This is a genomic window from Achromobacter sp. AONIH1 (genome assembly GCF_002902905.1).
GTDB lineage: Bacteria > Pseudomonadota > Gammaproteobacteria > Burkholderiales > Burkholderiaceae_B > Achromobacter.
The window spans coordinates 257,731-276,006 of the sequence record NZ_CP026124.1 but is presented as its reverse complement, the minus strand read 5'-3'; the positions used below and the strand labels follow the sequence as shown (position 1 = coordinate 276,006).

The following is an 18,276-nucleotide window of genomic DNA, read 5'->3' as shown; positions in this document are numbered from 1 at the left end:
AATCGCCCATAGGGGCTATAGATCAGTCTAGGGTAGGGTAGGGCTCAATTCCTGGTTATTCATACAGTTAAAAGTCATCTTCTGTTTAACTGAAGTCCGTAGGACAACCCCGTAGGGGCTACCTTTCGAAGAACAAAAAAGGGGCATTAGCCCCTTTTCCTTTGTCTTGATTAATTCCAGTGTTTGTATTGACTTAAATTATTCTTACTCTATATTAATTAGATAACACAAAGGAGTAATGATGAAGAAAAAACAAGACAAGTTATTATCTATAAGATTAGATGAAGAAACTAAAGACAGTTTCAAAGAAACATCAGGAAAATTAAGTTTGTCCATGAGTGAATACATAAAAGTTATTCACTTTATAGCAAAAGCAAATCTAGAAAAGCTAAATACAAAACAAAAATAAATAGGGGAAGATATGAGCAAAATTAGAATAATAATAATGAGTATGCTCTTATTCGCTTTTGGAACTTCTTACGGTGCAGATTTATTTACACCACTTCCAGGCGATAAAAGTATGGACATGCTTAAGTCCATATTTGGAGGGGTAGGGGTTTTTGGTGCTGGTGGTGATCCACTTCTAGCATTTATAGAAGTGATAAACCTTTCAGTTATCGCGGTTTCAGGTTTAATTGTTGGTTACTTTATTCTTTCACTTATCTATAATTCAGCACATGATGGGCAAGTTTTAGGTAAGAAGCATGGTAACTGGACAGTAATAAGAATGGCTTCAATGGCTGGAATTATGTTGCCAGTAGTTAAAGGCTATACGATTTTGCAGGTATTAGTGGCATGGATAACTGTTCAAGGAATAGGAATTGCAGATTCTGCCGTAGTCAATTTCACAAAAAATAGTAATTTTCAACAGACAATATCTGCCTCTATTGTAAAACCGGAGGCAAAACAACTAGGAGCTAAACTTTTCTTATCTAGTGTTTGTATGGCTGTGCTAGATAAGTATGTAAAATTAGAAGAAAATAATATTATCTTTCCTGATTCACAAATAGGAATGACAAAAGAGTCTATATCAGGCGGCAATAGATATTTATTTGGAAATAAAAAAGATAATAACGGTATCACTCCTGAGGCATGTGGTTTTTTAAAGGTAATGGATTATAAAGCTCCAAAAGATTTCAGCGAAGTATTAATAGGTAAAGATGCATTTGCTCAATTAAAAGCCATTCAAGATAAACATAATAGTTTATCTGCTAGCATGATTAGTAAAATGGATGGATTGGCTAGTCAACTAGTTAACGGTGGTTCAATAGATGTATCTTCCATTGAAAAGATTATTTTTGAATATGAAAGTGGTATTAAAGATACTGCTTTAGAAGTAGTATCAAAAATGGATCAGTATAAAACAATACAGGAAAACATTAATAAAGATGGCTGGATCATGTTGGGTTTTTATGATACTAAAATAAATAGCATGTCCAACATGGTTAATCAGTCTGTTAGTGCCTTACCTTATGCAAGTGGTCCTATAAACTTTCCTACAAAAGTATTGAAAACGGAATACTCGGTAGCATTAAGCACAGCTATTAAATTATTGGAGAAATCCGATTTTGGAGTGGTAAGTTATGGGTTAATTGCAGAGGCTGATGGTGGTGGTAGTTTTCTAGATAAAATAAAGCAATGGATAAATAACGGTCTAGATCCAACTGAACTAATTACAAAGATGTTTACTACATCTACTTATGCCGTTAATAGTAATCAAAATCCTATGATGACATTAAATAGTTGGGGTGGATTTTTGTTAGCTCTAGCTGGTACTGGTCTAGCTGGAATGATTACTTTGCTTGTAACTATTGGGAATGCCCCTGGTATTGGTAGTGCTATATCCTTCTTTCTTAATGCTACTGTTCCAATACTCTCTATGTTAGGTGGAGTATTAAAATTTGTATTTCCTCTAATCCCAATACTTATATGGGTGGGCTGTATTGTAGGTTTCATATTAATGGTTATAGAGGCAATTATTGCATGCGGGTTCTGGGGGATAATGATACTTAATCCTGACGGGCATGATGTAGCAGGATTAGGAGGAAACGGATTTAGATTAATGATTGCTCTACTATTTAAACCCGTATTATTAGTAGCTGGATTTGTTACTTCTATCGTAATTATGAATACTTTAGGAGTATGGTTAAGTGGTATGTTTGGCTACATATTCGCAATGACACAATCCGATTCAGGTTTTCTTACTTGGTTAGTTGGAATTATTTTTAGTCCAATCATGTACGGATTAATAATGTATTTCTTTGTTAAGAAAACCTATTCAATAATCCATGTTCTACCCGATGAGATTCTTAAGTGGATCGGTGGTGGCTCTACTGGTTTCGGTGGGCATGCAACTAGCATGGGTGGCGGGGAAATGATGGCTGTAGGGGCTGTTATAGGCTCTACAGTTAAGGGGATAGGTGGTATAGGTGGCTCATACTTGAAAGGAAATCAGCCTAAACCATTACTTCCTAATGGTGGTGGTGGTGGTAGATCATTTAATGATCGTGATGAATCTTCTAATAGTGGTTCTAATAGTAATGAAGATTCAAGTAGTCCTAGTTCCACTTCTTCAAGCTCTAATGATTCAGTTGAATCTAATAGTGCTGGTGGGGAAACTGGTTCATATTCAGCATTAATGAATAAAGCTACACCTAAATCTAAAGGTAGCTCTAAAAGAGAGGGTAAAGTAGTAGATTTTGGTCATGCTCCATACAAAAATAATCCCGACAATGCACCTAGTTACTTCGTAAAAGTAAGCTCCAATGGTAAAACATCTACAGCTTGGGGAGTTGATTTAGAAAGAGGTATTAGCGAAAATGGTATAAAAGTTGGTGATGAAATTTCAATTGAAAAAGTAAGAAAAGAAAATGGTAGATTAATTAAAGATGAAAATGGTAATGAAATTACTCATAAAAATATCTTTGATGTTAAGCCAATTGATAAAGATAAAAGTGATTGACGAAAAAAAACCCCGAGAAATCGGGGTTTATTTTTTAGTAATTTAGATTACTTTTGTTCGCTATCTTTCTTGTGTTTCGCCTGTGCTTGCTTGATGAGATCATCACGATCCCAATCAAACCTTTTCGCTACAGAGGTAGCATTCGGGTAAACAGTAGTGCCTTTATACTTACCGACTTCAACAACATGACTCTTCAAGAGCCATGCAAGATCATTGGCATTAGCAAGAAAACCTTTAATGCCGTGTTTCACAACTTCGGCTTTAAGTTCCTTTGTCAGTCGACCCGAGTTCATAACATGGTGGTCGGTATCTTTACCGTTATTGCCCTTGATCTTATAAGTGGCGATTTGGACGGCAGGGGTAGTATCAGCATAGAGCTTTTTCACGGCATCTTTAACTTCATCTTCCGTGTAACCCGTAGCATTAATGATTTCAGCCAGAGGGTAAGCTTTGCCATTGAGGAAAGCAAGGTTCTTTTCACGATCTCGAAGTGCAACACCGTCATGCACCTTTTTCTTGATGTTGTAAAGTTCCTCTTCTTCTGCCTTTGTAGTTTCGAACTCTGCAGACTTTTGCTGAAGTTCTTTCAGCTTGGCATAGTCTTGATCCGACAGAATTTCTTGAGCATCGTGAATGAAAGCCATTTGTATTCCTAAGATGGTTGGTCTATGAGTTCAACCATTGAATAACTTGGTTGATGTAGTAATTATACAGGAATACAGGTAAGCAACAATAAAATTATTTCTATCAAATCATGCAGTATCTATAGGTATAACGCATTACTTAATAAATATAACGATAGAGAAATGCTTTATGAAAAAAAGAGCCTCACCTAATGGTAAAGCTCATGGTTTCCACTGCTAAACCGGATTTTAGTTTAATGCTTTTACTTCTTCGTAGTTTAAGAGCGATTCAGTAGCTTTCTTTAAAATTGATGGAGGATATAACTGTTCATAATGCTCTAACATTGTGTCAGTTTTCTGCTTATCATCATCGTCATCATCATGACCGATCATATCCTTAGTTATTTCTTTAATATTGGGAACTTCAGCCCCTTTTGCTTTAATCCTATTGATTACAGTATGTCTAAAATAATAAAGTGTCTTAACTTCAATATTAAGTGTCTTTCTTAATATCTCGCTAAAATCCTCACTTATCAATTTAGAAATATTTTTACCTTTTGCTTTTGGAATATCAAATATATTTCTACCTTTTCGTGTTTCTAGGTATTCCAAAAATCCATGTTTAATAACTAAAGGGTGCAAATATATTAATCGTTTGCTTTGTGGAGTTTTTAGTGTTTGCTCTCGCTGAGGATTTTCAACAATCCTAATCGTATAATAATCATCTACTTTATTAATGTCATCATGCCAAAGTTGACAAATTTCGCTAGGTCTAGCTCCACTAGTTAGCATGATTAAACATACATAAAATAACGATGTTTTATCTTTAATTTTTTGACAAGAGAATATTTTATTTAGTTCTTCTATAGTAAATGGAATTCTCTTGGTTTTTTCTACATTAAATTTATGACCTGTAAACGGGTTTGGTTCTTTTGTTGCACCTATTCTCAATAGATGGTTATAAAAAGAACCTTGAGTATAGAATAAATTCTTAATGGTTTTGTCCGATTTGCCATCAGCTTTTAGAAAATTAATATAGCTCCATACTAATTCCCTTGTAACACCATGTGGAGTATCTACCCCTTGTGTTTGACAATATTCTATAAGTTGAGTGTTAACACGACGATATTTGTCATGTGTTTGTTGATTTTTAACACTTACAGTTTTAAGATATTCTTCTAGGTATTCTATTAACTTTTTTGTATTTTTAGGTGGTTTCGTCGCTAAAGTAGCATTAAGCATTTCAAAAAGATTTGCTCTATCCGATTCTTGCCATTCCTTTGATTTTCTTTCATCTTCTTCTTTTTTTATTTTGGCTTGAGCCTCAAGCTTTTCTAGTTCTTGTTTATGCTTAAAAGCTAAATGCTTTTGTCGCATTTCTTCATATTCCATGTAAAGACGATGATCAGCCTCATCTTTAACATTTATTGATTTTATGTTATTGTTGTCATCGTATTGAACTTCAAATTTTTTATTCATTTGAAAAATACTTGCCAAGATTTGAATTGAAAGCATTTTAGCAATTTTCAAGTCTTTAGTTTTAAGACTTATTCGTTTAGCTTTCTGCTTTCCATTAATCATAGCTACTTGACGGAAGTAGTAGTAGCCTCGTCGTTGCTCTAGGTATTGTGCCATTGTGACCCCTAACTGTAGGTGGTAAATGACACCCTGCAGTGACACCATGCCCAATACCTCACATTGAAAAATATGAGGAAAATCAAGCACTTAGATTTTTTGAGTAGTCCAATGGTAGAACGGCGGCTTCCCAAGCCTCAAGCGTGGGTTCGATTCCCTTCACCCGCTCCACTGCATCGTTCCAGGGAATTCTGAGGAAGTCCAAGAGGCATCGTAAGTCGTTGATTCTGGTTGAGTTTTCGACACCTCGATGTTCCAGTGGGCTCCACGGAAATCCACCTGAAGCCACGACGTTTATGTCCATTTTTGTGTCCATTTTTGCGGGCACGACGGCTTCCGGATTGTTGCTAGGGCGCTGAGGTCGATGGGTTAAGCATCTGGTTCCTGACTCATGTTCAGGAGCTAGAGCATGGCACTCTCAGACTTGGTGGTCCGCCAAGCCAAAGCCACCGGCAAGGCCTACACACTTCCAGACATCGATGGTCTCTCCCTGGCCGTGACGGCCACGGGCAGCAAGAGCTGGCACTTCCGTTACTACTGGATGAAGGAGCCCAAGCGCATGTCGCTGGGCACCTATCCCGAGGTGTCCCTTCGTGAGGCACGCGCCCTGCGTGACGAGGCGCGCGCCTTGGTGGCCAAGGACATCAACCCGCGCCTTCACCGCAAGCAAAAGCGCGCCGCGGTCAAACTCGCCGGTGAAAACACCTTCGAGGCGATCTACAAGAAGTGGCTTGCCCACCGCGAACGCGGCCTCAAGAAGGGCCGGCAGACCACCCTCTCGATCCTCCCTCGCGTCTTCGCCAAGGATGTGCTGCCCTTGCTGGGCAAGCGCTCGATCTACGACATCAAACGCCCTGACCTGCTGGAAGTGATCGCCAGGATCGAGCGGCGCAAGGCGCTCTCCGTCGCCGAGAAAGTCAGGACGTGGTTCAACCAGATGTTCCGCTACGCGCTGGTGGTCGTGCCGGGCCTGGAGCAGAACCCGGCTTCCGACCTCGACGTGGTGGCGCTGCCGCTGCCCCCGGTGAACCACAACCCGTTCCTGCGCATGGCCGAGTTGCCGAAGCTGTTGCAGCGCCTGCGCAAGTATCGTGGCCGGCTGCAGACCCAGCTCGGTCTGCGGCTGCTGCTATTCACCGGCGTGCGCACGGGCGAGCTGCGCCTGGCGACGCCGGATCAGTTCGACCTCGATCGGGGCCTCTGGATCATCCCGCCCGAGGTCGTGAAGCAGCTCCAGGTGGACATGCGCAGGAAGCGCCAGTTGCCCAAGGACATTCCACCCTACATCGTGCCGCTGTCGGTGCAGGCCATCGAGATCGTCCGGCACCTGCTCGAACAGCTCAAACCGGCCCAGCACTATCTGTTCCGCCACGACAGCGAGTTGAAGAAGCGCATGAGCGAGAACACGCTCAACGGCGCGCTCAAGCGCATGGGCTATCGCGACCTGCTGACCGGGCACGGCATCCGGGGCACGATGTCCACCGCGCTCAACGAGATCGGCTACCCGAAGGTGTGGGTGGACGCGCAACTCTCGCACGTCGATCCCAACAAGGTCAGTGCCACCTACAACCACGCCGAGTACGTCGAGCAGCGGCGGCGGATGATGCAGGATTGGGCCGACCGGCTCGATCTCTTCGAGCAGAACATGGTCGAGGCAGCGAGCATGCCGCTCACCATTCATTTGGAGGGCGTGCCCGTCCTCTCGGATGAGGAAGCCGCGAGTGCGCCACCCAAACCAGCGGCCGCGTCGGCGCCGCTCCTGATCGTGACCAGGCCGGGAGACGCGATGCCACTGGTGTCAGCCGAGACGCATCGGCTGCCCGCAGTGCCGTTGCCGCGTTCCGTCATGGAGGAACCGCTGTCCGACATACAGCGCCAGCGGATGGAACTGGTCGATGTCTTCGAGGCACCACACAACCTGCCAGTCGCCGAGTACGCGAAGATGGCGGGCAAGTCCCGCCGGTGGATCAGCTACGAGATCAAGGCCGGCAACCTGCTGGCGCTGAACCTGGGCAACCGTGGTCAGCGCGTGCCGGATTGGCATCTCGATCCGGTCAAGCACGCGCTGATCCAGGCGGTCCTCAAGCTGACCAGGGGCGCCGACCCTTGGCAGATCTACAACGCGCTCCTGCAGCCGCGCGCGAAGCTGCGCGGCGGCTCGGCTCTGGAAAGCGTCAGTGCCACAAATCTCGACAAGATCATCATGGCGGTGAGCACGACGGTGAAGGAAAGCGAGTGGTCCCCGCAGCAGGTGGCGTTTGCGTAGCGCGCCAGCGCCCAGCAGTGCGCGCCCCTGTCTCAGGACACGGAGCGCGCGCGGCGGGCGAATCTTTCCTGGGGCTCGGTCAAGGACGAGGACGGGCGAAGCAGGTAGGCCATCACGATGATGGGTGCGCCAGCCAATGGCCGCGCGGCGATGCCGCGACGCAGGTAGCAGGTCAGTCTCGCGGCGGGTGCGACGGCAATGCCGTAGCCCGCGGAGACGAGCGTCATCGCCATGTCGAAGGTGCTGACGGTCTGCTCATGGCCCTGCGGTGCATCCTCGACCAGGCCATGCGCCACCGCGCGCCACGGCTCGTCGGCCGTTGACTGCGCGCAGATCAACGGCTGCTTGAGCAGCTCTTGGCGAGGCACTTCACGGTAGGACAGCAGGTGCGAGCGCTTGGCGACGGCGACTGCCAGCGTGTCATGCCACAACGGCTCGCACACCCAGCCTGGCCACTCCCAGGCGGCTGTGGACAGGGCCAAGTCAAAGTTATCGTGCGGCAGTTCCTGCGCCTGCGCTGTGGAACTGCATCCGATCAAGGCGGTGGCGGTCTCTGGCTCTTCGGCGCGCTGCAACGCCAGCAAGTCGGCAAGCGGTGAAGGCACCCACTCGCCGAGCACAGCCACCCGGATTTCAGTGGAGGCATCGCTCGATTTCACGTCCAGTTCCTCCAGGCAGTGAACTCGCGGCGACCGATGAAGTCGCTTCTATTGAGTTAAGTTTAACGTGGTTTATATCGTGTCAATCCTCGACGCTTTTGGCAATGCAAAAGCGTTCGATTCAAAGAGGCCGGCCCACCGGGACAACAACCTACGAAGCGGAACCAGCCATCGCGTTTGGGGCCTCCGTGCGCGAAGAAAGAACCAGTCAAGGCATCGCCCAGGAAACGCTGGCTCATCTGTCAGGAATCGAGCGTTCGCACATGGGAAAGATCGAGCGTGGCGAGCATGTCCCCACGCTCCCCCTCATTCTCAAAATCGCCCGTGCGCTGAAATGCAGTTCTGCCCACTTGATGGCGCTGACTGAAGCCAAGCTGGCAGAGACGGCTCCGCCTAAATCAGCGGACTGAAGCCGGCCCGCGCCGTGGCTCCTTGTCTACCCCTGTTCGTTGTCGTTCTTATTACCGGCGGCTGAATTTTCGCGCTTTACGGCCTCGGTGAGGAGGCGCAGGTATGGATTGTCCGGAGGCATTTCCTGGAACAGCGCTTCGGGAGCGCTCAGCAGGTAGCCGTGCAGTCGCCTGGATTTGCGCGGCCCCGTGACTTCGCAGGTCCAGATATTCAGCCCGCTGGCTTGCTTGCGGTGCAGGCCTAGCTTCTCGAAACGCTTCTGCACCCACTGCCATCCCTCCAGGTTCTCCGGTTTCGCCAGTGCGGCGATTTGCAGATGTTCCTGCGCATAGCGCTGGAAGACGCCGGGGCTCACCAGGTAGGCCGTTCCGGCGACGCTGTGCACCAAGGCTTTGGCGTCGTTGATGATGAGCTTGTGCGTCTGGATGCCCTGACGCAGCCAGGCCATGAAATGCTCGCCGGATGGCTCCGGCCGATCCTGAAATGGCGCGAGGCTTATCTGCGGCAGCACCGTAGGCGCCGGTGGCGAGGCAGGCTCGGGTTCGCTCGGGGCCTCCGGCGCTACGGGTGGGGCCGTGTCACTCAGCAGATCGAGCAGCGCAGCCACGCCGTTGTCGCTGGGCATAGGGACGGTCGGCGCGATGCTTGGTGGCGCCGTATCGGCGCTTTCCAAGCCTGGCGCTTCGGATGCCGGTGCCTGCGGTGTCGGCGCCCCTTGTTCCTCGTCGGCCTGCACGCGACCCGCGAACGGCGCCGGCCGGTCGGCCGCATCCCAGACCATGGCCGGAGACAGTTTCAGGAAGGTGAAGCTGTGCGACCAGCCGGCATCGCTGGTGACGGTGGCCTTCCAGATCGCCTTGCCGTCCGGTGTGGCCAAGGCGATGCCGTGATCCTGCAGCACGTTGAACACCGCCGTGTTGCTGGCCGGGATGCCGTCGATGCCCTGCGACAGCAGATGCGCGCGCAGCTTGTCCGAGACGGTCTTGCTCACCAGCCAGAGCGCGTCCTGGGTCAGCCAGCCATCCGAGGCCTGGGGCTGGTTCAGCTTGAATTCTTCCTTCAGGAGGTAGCGCAGGCCATCGAGCAGCTTGCGCTGCAGTGCGTGCCGGGGCGCTGCCAGGGCCTTGCTCGGATCGCCGCCGAGTTCCTGGGCGACGGATGCCTGGTCCGCCTGCACGACCAGTTCGCCGAGCATGCCGGCGTGCTCGTACTGGCCGGCCAGGACGTACAGCAGCGCGGCCCACAGGTCGGGGTAGTCGGCGAGCCAGTCGAAGATGCCCGGATCGAGCAGCCGGGCGTAGAGCAGCCCGGTGGCGGCGCTGTGCAGCCGGTATTCGCGCTCCCTGCGGTAGCGGAAGCGGTACGGCCGCCGCAGCGGGCCGTGCCAGGGATGCCAGACCGTGCCGTCCGCGTACTCGACGTGCAGGTCGACCGCGATCTTGCCGATGTCGTGCAGCAGCGCAGCATAGGCGGTGCCTGCGGTCCAGGCCTCGGCCTGGGCGGCTTGCGCCTCCGGCGTGGCGCCGGCGGGCAGCAGATGCGACTGCCGCAGCTTGAGCGCGTAGGCGACGATCTCCAGGCCGTGGTCCAGCATGCCGCCCGGATAGGCGTGGTGATGGGCCTCCGACGCGGGGAATTGCTGGACCAGCTCGGCGTAGCGTTCCAGCGGGGCGAGGTACAGCGTGGCGAACTGCCGGCGCGACAGCGAGGTGCGCTGCCAGATGTGTTCCAGCAGCTTCTGCCGGCGCGGCGTCGCCAGCAGCGATGCGGCCGGCTCCGGCCGCATCAGCCCTTTGCCGGGCTCGGCGGGAGGTTTGGGCGGTGGCGCACTGGCGGCAGGTGGCACCCGTTTGCGTTGGAACAGCGAGAGCATGGCGAACCCCAGACGGCGGGCCGGTCGGGAGAGCCTTTTGGCCTTTTCGGGTAGGGCCTTTCCCCTTGGCCCCATTCCCTTGCCCCTTCCCCAGCCCTTTGGCCTTTACGGAAACCTTTGGATATAGGGCAACGACGCCTGCCGAACCACAACCAATGCGGGTTTGGCCCAAGTCGGATTGATGCGGGAAGGCTGGCTGTGCCGCCCCTACGATGGAGCCGTTTCATCGACCGGACGGAGCACCATGCACACCCAGATTGACAAGGTAAGGAAATTTCCTTACCATCCAGGCATTGCCATCAGGAGTGCCGCCATGCCCGAAATCCACGAAGTCGCGACGCTGACCTCCAAGGGTCAGATCACGCTGCCCAAGTCCATCCGGCAAGCGCTGGGCGTGGACACCGGCGGCAAGGTGGCGTTCGACCTGCGCGGCGGCGAAGTCGTCGTGACCCGCGCCGACGCCGACCATGAAGACCCGGCCATCGGCGCCTTCCTGGGGCTGCTGGAAGCGGACATCCGGGCCGGGCGGCACGTCCAGTCCCTGCCGGACGATCTGGCGCGGGCCATGCTGGCCAACGCGCACCACGCGGTGAACCTCGATGAAGACATCGAAGGCGAAGTGGCGCTCTGATGCAGCGGCACGGTTGGACGCTCCTGTTCCACGAGGGCGTGATCGAGCAGTTGCGCAAGCTGCACGCGGCCGCGGAACGGGCCGAACAGAACGACCCGCAGGGGTTCGAGAGCAACGCCAACGTCAAGCTGTTCCGGGCGTTGAGCCAGTTGATCATGGATGTCGTGCCGAGCGATCCTGCGCGCGACGAATTCCGCCAGGGCAACACCTTGGGGCCGGCCTACCGGCACTGGCGGCGCGCAAAGATCGGGAGGCGGTTCCGGCTGTTCTTCCGCTTCGACTCCAAGGCCAAGGCGATCGTGTTCGCCTGGGTCAACGACGAGCAGACCTTGCGGTCGTCGGGCAGCAAGTCCGACCCCTATGCGGTGTTCGAGAAGATGTTGGGACGCGGCAACCCGCCGGACGATTGGGCGGCGCTGGTGGCCGCAAGCCAGGCCGACTGGCGCGCAGCAGACAAGGACTAGACCGCGGTTGAAGAACAGCACAGGTTTCAATCGCGACACGGACAGGGATCACAGCCACACGACAGGATGAACATGAGGTAGCCACCATGAAGACCGCCGCACAGACCACCTTCGCAGAACGCCTCGGCCGGACACTGGGCCGGGCGTGGAGAGGCTGCGCGCGTCTGGATCGGCGGGCGCAGGGCTGGCTGCTCGCGCAGGGATGGGCGCCTGGCATTGCCAAGGCCGCGCTGCTGGCCGTCAAGCTCGCTGCGATCGGTGTCCTGCTCTACACCGCGTTCTGGCTGGCACTGCTGCTTGCGTTCGCGCTGGTCGGCGCCTGGGTAGTCCGCAACGACGATGGGAGCTACGACGAGGAACACAAGCCGGAATGGCGATACGGCCCTGCCGGGTACGGCCTCTACACCCATGACGATTACCGGATCGACCCCCACGATCCAGAAGACGAGCAAGCCTAGAGGCGTTACTTCGCTGCTTTCATAGCGACACCCGCACCCCTGCCGCCAGCAGCTTGGGCATCCCTGGTTCCTGCCGCCAGCCCTTGAATTGCCGTTCCCGCGCGCACGCCTACCCAGCCCAGCGCAGCCACCCAGAAGGTAGGCAGCACGATGAACATCGTCGCCATGACGAAGTTCAGCAGCATGTCGCCGAAGGCGTTGTTCAGGCCGATCAGCGGATCGAAGTTGCTGTGCGGCCGGTTCGCGCCGAACCCCCAGCCGTAGAGCGCGTCGAGGATCGTGCTGTCCAGCCAGCGCGCGAGCTGGAACCAGAAGTCCACGAAGAACAGCGCGAACTGCACGCAGCTCACCGCGACCAGCGCCTTCAGCTCGTAGGTGCCGAAGACCAGCACCAGCGGGATGCAGATCACCAGCGCCATCTTGAGCAGCGACAGCACCATCGGCAGCGCCTGGCGTACCACGTCCATCGCCGGAAAGAAGCCCAGCGAGCCCATGGTCAGCCCCAGGTCGCCGGCGCCGCGCGTCACGACGTTGGGCAGCGTCTTCTCGATCTGGCCGCCGTAGTCGGTGTAGACCGAGCCCTGGTTCATCTTCTGCTGCCGCGGCGAGACCACGGCGCGGATCACCGAGTCGTTCACCTCGCTCTGCGACAGGAAGCCCGCCCAGCGGCCGATGCGCGTCAGCAGGTCGGGATCGACCTGGGCCAGCAGGCGCGCGCGCAGGCCGCTGCCGCCGTCCGACCACCACTGCCGGCACGTGGGGTAGCCCCCGCCGCTATCCACCTGGGCCAGCCCCGCATCGCGCGTCGCGTCGTAGGGCCAGGCCGTGCGTGGCGTGTTCGAGTGGTAGGTGTCGTAGAAGCCCGCGTTGTTCAGGAAGTAGCTCGAACCGATCCAGGTCACGTCATTCATCTGCTCGTCGGAGAGCGTGGGCCGAGACATGAACAGCTTGGCGCGCGAGGGGCCGTAGCAGTCATGCACGAAGTCGCCGACCTCCTGGGCCAGCACCGGGTCATCGATGCGCGTGGCATCCACGTCCATGCGCATCTGACGCAGATCCGTTCCGCAGGGGATGGCCGCCACCGCGCCGCCCGTCACCGCCTTCGAGATGGCGTGCATGAAGAACCACCACACCGGCACCAGCGCGCTCTGGTTGTTGAGCGTGGTGTAGGCGTTCGACCAGCCCGTGTCGGTGGGCTGCGGGACGCTGACCTGGCATTGCGCGGAGCGCGTCGTGTCGAACTTGATGGTGCTGAGGTCGACCGGAATGAAGGGGATGCCGGCGAACAGGATGACGACGATCGCCACCCACACGCGGTTCTCGATGCGCATCGATGACAGCACCCCCTTGTTGCCCTCGTCCGCACCCTCGGCCCGCGCGCGCAGCCATTCCTGCACCACCATGACCACGAAGGGCAGCGCGAATACGCCGCTGGCCACGAGGATGTTCCAGATGCCGTTGCTGACGATCCACCCGACCAGGGTCAGGTAATACTCCAGGTAGTCCGTTGTGTTGAGCGTCATGGCGTTCTCCAGGGCTCAGCCATTGCGCAGTAGCTGGCTGCCTTCGAGCAGCACGAGGGTGGCGACGGCCGCGATCTCGGCGCGCAGCAGGCGCTGATGGGTCTCGGCCAATGGCTCGCGTTCGCGCAGGCGCCGACGCATCCACCACCAGCCGTAGGCCGTCGCCGCGTAGAGCAGCAGCCGCCAGACGAGGAAGTGGCCCGAGTGCTCGCGCAGCCACTGCTCCCAGCCGTCGATGCTGCCGACGATGTGGAGGCCGACGACGTTCACGCCGACCGCGATGCCCGCCACCAGCAGCACCCACAGCAGCACGATGCCAACGCGGCGGCCGAGCAGCCGTGCCGGCCGCAGCCAGGCCCGGCTGGTCATGGCCCGCTCCGCGGCTTCTGCACTTCCTTGAGCCGGTCGCGCGTCGTGTCGCCCTCGAAGATGCCGCGCGAGCCCGCGGCGCGGGTGCCGTGGCGCTGCACGATCGCCATCGCCGAATTGCCGGCCAGCGTGCGCCGCAGCTCCAGCTCGGTCTTGAGGTTGTTGATCTCCTGCTCCAGCGCGTTGTTCTCCTGATCGACCGCCTTCACGGCCAGCTCGTTGGCGGCGACGTTCGGCTCCTTCTTGCCGGTCAGCAGCGTGCGCTGCAACAGCAGGGCCTTCTCCAGCACGCTCGACAGCGCGGCTTCGGACGCCAGGCGCTTGCCGAGCAGGTCTTGATCGGGCTCGTCGCGCAGCGCCTCGATCACGCCGCGCGTGATCGGCAGCGAGTTGCTGCCGGCGGCTTCGAGGTTTGCCACCGTCATCGGCGTCGAGCCCGTCACGAGGCCCTGCAGTGCCTGCAGCTTGGTCTCGTACTCTTCCTGGATCACCGGCGTCAGGCCGACGCCAGGCGTGGTCTGCGTCTTGGTGCAGGTCTCGCAGGTGCGTTGCTCGCGCTCGCCGAGCACGCGGGTTGCGAAGTCCGCTGCGGCCTGCGGCGAGGACCAAGTTTGGCAGGTCAGCCGGTTGCCGCAGGACGCGCGCGGGATGGATGAGGTGTCGCTGACGCCGCGGCTGTTGAGCAGGTTGTAGCCGGCACGGGTCACGTCGCCGACCACCTTGATGGAACCCTGGCCCGAGCCGCCCGCGTTGCCGCCGCCCACCCAGGGCACGCCGTTGTTGCCCTTGTTCGATTCGGCCTGCTCGACGGCGGACACCGCATCGGTGCTGCTCACCGCATCGCGCAGCGCGAAACCTTCGGCGAGCTGATCCCACCCGGCCTGGCCGCCGGCCATGTCCGCCATCCGGTTGGCCATCGCCTTGCACGTCAACTTGCTGCGGTCGAAATCGAGCCGAGCCTGCAGCACGCCGTTGGTCAGCAGGTTGTAGAGGCCCGGATCGGCGCGCTGGATGATCAGGGCCGGCAGCGACGCCACGGCGCTGGTGGCGCTCTGGATCACCGAGGACATGATCTGCTGAAAGCCATTGGTGAGGCCGTTCAACTGGTTCTGCAGCGTCGTCGTGATGCTCATGTTTCCGCAGATCAGGTTGCTGTTCCAGCCGATGCCCACGCCGATGCTCTGCATGTTCCCGGCGCCGCCCATGGACACGGCCCGGCCGCCGCCGATGCTGTAGAGCACGTCGTCGCCGATGACGCTGCCGCTCACGCCGACGCCGGTGGGGCTGATGCGGGTCTGCGCCCACGCGACGCCGGCTGCGGCCGTGACGGCGCAGGCGAGCGCGATGCTGAGCGCGTAGGGCCTGGCGCGCTGTGCGAAACGGGAGAGAGACGCTTTCATCGGAATACCTCAGAGGAAATCGACGCTGCCGAGGAAGACCTGCCCGCGGCGCTGGCAGCAGGCATAGGGCCGCCACAGCGCCCAGGCGTAGTCGCCTTGCTGGGCCTGCACGCGCGTGTTGGAGTGGGGGAACACGGCGCAGGAGTTGGAGAGGGTCGGCGTCAGCTCCTGCCACTTGCCGGTGGAGGCATCGCTCTCCACCAGGGCGCCGGCCGGCCAATAGCCGTCGCTCGAACTCGCGAGCAGCGGCTGGTAGACGTGCGGCTGCATGCGCCGCGTGACGACATCGCCCGCGCGCTGCGCGACGACGGCGCCGCTCTTGTAGTCGTCGGTCTGATGCAGGAAGCCGCCGCGCGGATAGACGTTGCCCCACAGGTTGAGCGTCGTGCGGCCGCCGATCTCGCGCATGCCGGGGATCACCGCCTCGGGGTACACCATCTCCGGGACGTTGTAGCGCCAGGCCAGCGTGTCGAGGGTGCTCAGCAGGTACGGCATGAAGGCCGTGCCTGCGCCCTGGCAGGCGTAGCCGGACGCGCTGGCGAACTGGCTGAACACCGAACCGCCGGGATGCCCGATCACGTCGGCGTTCTTGAACTTCGCCAGGTTGTTCTCGTTGTCGTGGTTCGTCGTCCCGTCGCCGCCGGCCTGCGCCGTGGGATTGGGCATGCTCATGGCGCGCACCTCGATCCACGGGTTCTCGCCGGTGTTGCTGTAGCTCGACACCACCGCGTCGGGAATGTAGTGGCGCACCTTCACCGAGGTGCGCACCGTGCAGCCCGTCCAGGTGCAGAACAGCCAGTAGCAGATGCCGACGACGCGATATTCCAGGCAGTCGGGCGACAGGGCCGAGGACACGATGGTAGCCGTGTTCAGCGCGAAGCTCGAAGCGGCGCCGCCGAGCAGCACCGAAGCGATGGCAAGGCGGGCCCGGCGCGACGACGCCGACAGCAGGCGGTTCATGGCTGTGCCCTCCGATGTGATTCGATGCGTGCCACGGCGCGCGCGACATCGGGCTCGCCGTAGACCACGTAGCGGCGATCGACCACCACGGCAGGCACCTTGGCCAGCCCCAAGCCCCAGGCATCGGCGACGCCCTGGTAGGCGCTGCCGATGCGGCGCTGTAGTGCCTGGCTGCCATCGCGCAGGCGTTGCTGCACGAGCGCGGCCGCGCGGCCCGGATCGGCAGGCAGGCCCGCGGCCAGTTCGGCCTCGATGCGCTCGGGCAGATCCAGCTCGATCACGCGCGCGCCGGATGCGGACTGCACGGGATGGCGGCTGTCGGTCACGACCAGCACGTCGGCTGCGGATGCGTCCTGGCCGAGCAGGCACAGCAGCAGCCCTCCCGCGCAGGCGATGCGCGTACACCGCAGCCGCGGGATGGGTTTCAAGAAGGGAGCCGTCATGGCGGGCGTCCTGGGAATGAGAGCAAGGCTCTAGTCGAACGCCGAAGGCAGTCCAACCGCGACAAGGAATGCGCACCGCGCGCGCTCCGCTTTGGGCAGACAGGCGAAAGAAAAGCGGCAGCCGAGGCTCCCGCGGGGACCAGGCGGTCAGCGGCGCTACAGCAGGCCGGATTCGGCGAAGGAGTACGGCGTGCCCTTGCCGACGATGAAGTAATCCACCACCCGGACATCGACTATCGCCAGGGCGGCTTTGAGCCGGTCGGTCAGCGCCTGATCGGCGGCCGAAGGCACGGTCATGCCAGATGGATGCTGGTGGGCCAGGATGACCGCCGAGGCGTTGAGGGCCAGGGCGCGCTGCACCAGCACCCGCGGGTACACCGAGGTTTGATCGACCGTGCCCTTGAACATCGGCTCGTAGGCGAGGACTTGGTGCTGAGAGTTGAGGAACACGACGGCGAAGACCTCGTTGGGCTCCGCGACCAGCTTCAGATGCAGGTAGTCGCGCACGGCGGCGGGACTGTTCAGCATCGGGCCGGCCTTGAAGATGCGTTGTTCCAGCAAGGCGATGGCCTGGCGGATGATCCAGTCTTCGTGCTGGGCGGCGATCAGGCTGAGCGACTCGGGACGCGAGTCGGCGACGACATAGGACATGGCGAACCTCCACGGGATGAAGTCGGAGGACGCCTGTCCCGGGAGGGACAAACCCTCCGGGGACGATGAAGAACAAGCGGCAGAAGAGCGGGCATCCGCCACCGCATGCACAGTGGCTGTTCGCGTCCAGGGATGCGCAGCGAACGGGGTCGATCAGCACGGCCAAGCCGCGTCGTAGCCTTGAAGATCGTGGCTACCTGGGCATGTCTCCGAGAGACTCGGCAGGCATTTCCTTCGATGCGGGCTCGGCCGCTGCACTGGCCGCCAGCAGGTCGATCGCGGACAGCAAGGCATCTCCTTCGACCGGGCCGTGCAGCAGCAGCGTCTTGCCGGACTGGCGATCCTGCAGGCGCAGCGTGGGCGTGACCTTGATGCCCTCCTGCGCCGCGCTCGCCGACTGTGCGCGGATCAGCGCATCGGGGCGGTCGCTGTCGAGGCACTGCTGCGCGGCCGGCGTGAGGTCGGGATAGCGCAGGCCCTCGGGCAGGCCCTGACCGTCGCCGCGGGTGTGCGTGTAGACCCACTCGGCGGCCTGCCAGAACGCGGCCTGGCCGCCGGCCTCGCCGACGCACTCCACCAGGCGCGCACCGGCAGACGCGGCCGGCTCGTGCAACGGCAACGGCAGGTGATGCCATTGCCAGCTCACGTCCGGGTGCGCGTCGATCCAGCGCTTGAGCACTGCGAAGTAGGCGCGGCAGAACGGGCATTCGAGGTCGGCGTACTCGACCACCGTGAAGCGCGCATCGGCGCGGCCATAGCGCCAGGGCGGGCCGGCTGGTGCCGTTGCCGGCGCAGGCGTTGCTTCTGCCGAAGGAAAATCGGGTTCGGCGGGCGGCGACTGCGGCCGCAGGCCGAGCCATGCGGCCGTTGTCAGGGCCGCGGCCATCAGCAGCGCGACGACAAGGACGGTGCGGGACGGCGCGAAGCGAGGGATGCGCATCGTGGACT

At 57.3% G+C, this 18,276-nt stretch carries 18 protein-coding genes; 7 read left to right on the top strand and 11 right to left on the bottom strand.

Annotation, left to right across the window (positions count from 1 at the left end; all coding sequences use genetic code 11):
• Positions 1 to 241 precede the first annotated feature (241 nt).
• Positions 242 to 409 carry a hypothetical protein gene (locus tag C2U31_RS30350; protein ID WP_158658272.1) on the top strand — a complete coding sequence of 56 codons (168 nt, stop codon included), beginning with the start codon at positions 242 to 244 and terminating at the stop codon, positions 407 to 409.
• A gap of 12 nt (positions 410 to 421) precedes the next feature.
• Positions 422 to 2,962: a DotA/TraY family protein gene (locus C2U31_RS01250; RefSeq protein ID WP_103276205.1), complete on the top strand. Its 2,541-nt coding sequence runs from the start codon at positions 422 to 424 to the stop codon at positions 2,960 to 2,962.
• A 47-nt stretch (positions 2,963 to 3,009) separates the two neighbouring features.
• On the opposite strand, the gene C2U31_RS30345 is transcribed toward C2U31_RS01250, so the two are convergent.
• The gene (locus tag C2U31_RS30345; protein ID WP_133425085.1) at positions 3,010 to 3,606 is read right to left on the bottom strand and encodes a hypothetical protein; all 597 of its coding nucleotides are present in this window, start codon (positions 3,604 to 3,606) and stop codon (positions 3,010 to 3,012) included.
• A gap of 228 nt (positions 3,607 to 3,834) precedes the next feature.
• A complete protein-coding gene (locus tag C2U31_RS30340) occupies positions 3,835 to 5,268 on the bottom strand; it encodes a hypothetical protein (RefSeq protein WP_158658271.1) in 1,434 nt (477 codons plus the stop codon).
• 361 nt (positions 5,269 to 5,629) lie between these two features.
• On the opposite strand from C2U31_RS30340, the gene C2U31_RS01240 reads away from it, so the two are divergent.
• On the top strand, positions 5,630 to 7,486 hold the full coding sequence (locus tag C2U31_RS01240) for an integrase arm-type DNA-binding domain-containing protein (protein ID WP_004265627.1): 1,857 nt from the start codon (positions 5,630 to 5,632) through the stop codon (positions 7,484 to 7,486).
• Between the two features lie 32 nt (positions 7,487 to 7,518).
• Here C2U31_RS01240 and C2U31_RS01235 read toward each other — a convergent pair whose 3' ends face one another.
• Positions 7,519 to 8,145 carry a LysR substrate-binding domain-containing protein gene (locus C2U31_RS01235; protein WP_003454711.1) on the bottom strand — a complete coding sequence of 209 codons (627 nt, stop codon included), beginning with the start codon at positions 8,143 to 8,145 and terminating at the stop codon, positions 7,519 to 7,521.
• A 104-nt stretch (positions 8,146 to 8,249) separates the two neighbouring features.
• Between C2U31_RS01235 and C2U31_RS01230 the strand changes: the two genes are divergently transcribed.
• Positions 8,250 to 8,555, top strand: coding sequence for a helix-turn-helix domain-containing protein (locus C2U31_RS01230; RefSeq protein WP_003454714.1), 306 nt, complete (start codon positions 8,250 to 8,252; stop codon positions 8,553 to 8,555).
• Between the two features lie 26 nt (positions 8,556 to 8,581).
• Here C2U31_RS01230 and mobH read toward each other — a convergent pair whose 3' ends face one another.
• Complete coding sequence (gene mobH, locus C2U31_RS01225) at positions 8,582 to 10,429, bottom strand: MobH family relaxase (RefSeq protein WP_016451652.1); 1,848 nt, start codon at positions 10,427 to 10,429, stop codon at positions 8,582 to 8,584.
• A gap of 313 nt (positions 10,430 to 10,742) precedes the next feature.
• Between mobH and C2U31_RS01220 the strand changes: the two genes are divergently transcribed.
• The 3 genes from C2U31_RS01220 to C2U31_RS01210 all read left to right on the top strand — a co-directional run bounded on the left by C2U31_RS01220 (position 10,743) and on the right by C2U31_RS01210 (position 11,982).
• Entirely contained in the window at positions 10,743 to 11,060 is a 318-nt protein-coding gene (locus C2U31_RS01220; RefSeq protein WP_003454724.1) for a type II toxin-antitoxin system PrlF family antitoxin, read from the top strand.
• Positions 11,060 to 11,524 (top strand): type II toxin-antitoxin system YhaV family toxin, encoded by a 465-nt coding sequence (locus C2U31_RS01215; protein ID WP_003454727.1) that lies wholly within the window; start codon positions 11,060 to 11,062, stop codon positions 11,522 to 11,524. The genes C2U31_RS01220 and C2U31_RS01215 overlap by 1 nt, the downstream gene beginning before the upstream one ends.
• Positions 11,525 to 11,610: 86 nt before the next feature.
• The gene (locus C2U31_RS01210) at positions 11,611 to 11,982 is read left to right on the top strand and encodes a DUF3742 family protein (RefSeq protein ID WP_003454730.1); all 372 of its coding nucleotides are present in this window, start codon (positions 11,611 to 11,613) and stop codon (positions 11,980 to 11,982) included.
• Positions 11,983 to 11,987: 5 nt separating this feature from the next.
• Here C2U31_RS01210 and C2U31_RS01205 read toward each other — a convergent pair whose 3' ends face one another.
• The 7 genes from C2U31_RS01205 to C2U31_RS01175 all read right to left on the bottom strand — a co-directional run bounded on the left by C2U31_RS01205 (position 11,988) and on the right by C2U31_RS01175 (position 18,268).
• Positions 11,988 to 13,505 carry a conjugal transfer protein TraG N-terminal domain-containing protein gene (locus C2U31_RS01205; RefSeq protein WP_003454733.1) on the bottom strand — a complete coding sequence of 506 codons (1,518 nt, stop codon included), beginning with the start codon at positions 13,503 to 13,505 and terminating at the stop codon, positions 11,988 to 11,990.
• 15 nt (positions 13,506 to 13,520) lie between these two features.
• Entirely contained in the window at positions 13,521 to 13,874 is a 354-nt protein-coding gene (locus tag C2U31_RS01200; protein ID WP_004265620.1) for a hypothetical protein, read from the bottom strand.
• Positions 13,871 to 15,274 (bottom strand): integrating conjugative element protein, encoded by a 1,404-nt coding sequence (locus tag C2U31_RS01195; RefSeq protein ID WP_003454739.1) that lies wholly within the window; start codon positions 15,272 to 15,274, stop codon positions 13,871 to 13,873. Before C2U31_RS01195 ends, C2U31_RS01200 begins: the two co-directional genes overlap by 4 nt.
• Positions 15,275 to 15,283: 9 nt before the next feature.
• Positions 15,284 to 16,234, bottom strand: a complete 951-nt coding sequence (locus C2U31_RS01190) for a TIGR03756 family integrating conjugative element protein (protein ID WP_003454742.1) — start codon at positions 16,232 to 16,234, stop codon at positions 15,284 to 15,286.
• Positions 16,231 to 16,677, bottom strand: coding sequence for a TIGR03757 family integrating conjugative element protein (locus tag C2U31_RS01185; protein ID WP_003454745.1), 447 nt, complete (start codon positions 16,675 to 16,677; stop codon positions 16,231 to 16,233). The genes C2U31_RS01190 and C2U31_RS01185 overlap by 4 nt, the downstream gene beginning before the upstream one ends.
• A gap of 156 nt (positions 16,678 to 16,833) precedes the next feature.
• A complete protein-coding gene (locus tag C2U31_RS01180; RefSeq protein ID WP_004265610.1) occupies positions 16,834 to 17,328 on the bottom strand; it encodes a JAB domain-containing protein in 495 nt (164 codons plus the stop codon).
• Between the two features lie 193 nt (positions 17,329 to 17,521).
• Positions 17,522 to 18,268 carry a thioredoxin domain-containing protein gene (locus C2U31_RS01175; protein ID WP_003454752.1) on the bottom strand — a complete coding sequence of 249 codons (747 nt, stop codon included), beginning with the start codon at positions 18,266 to 18,268 and terminating at the stop codon, positions 17,522 to 17,524.
• Positions 18,269 to 18,276: the final 8 nt, after the last annotated feature.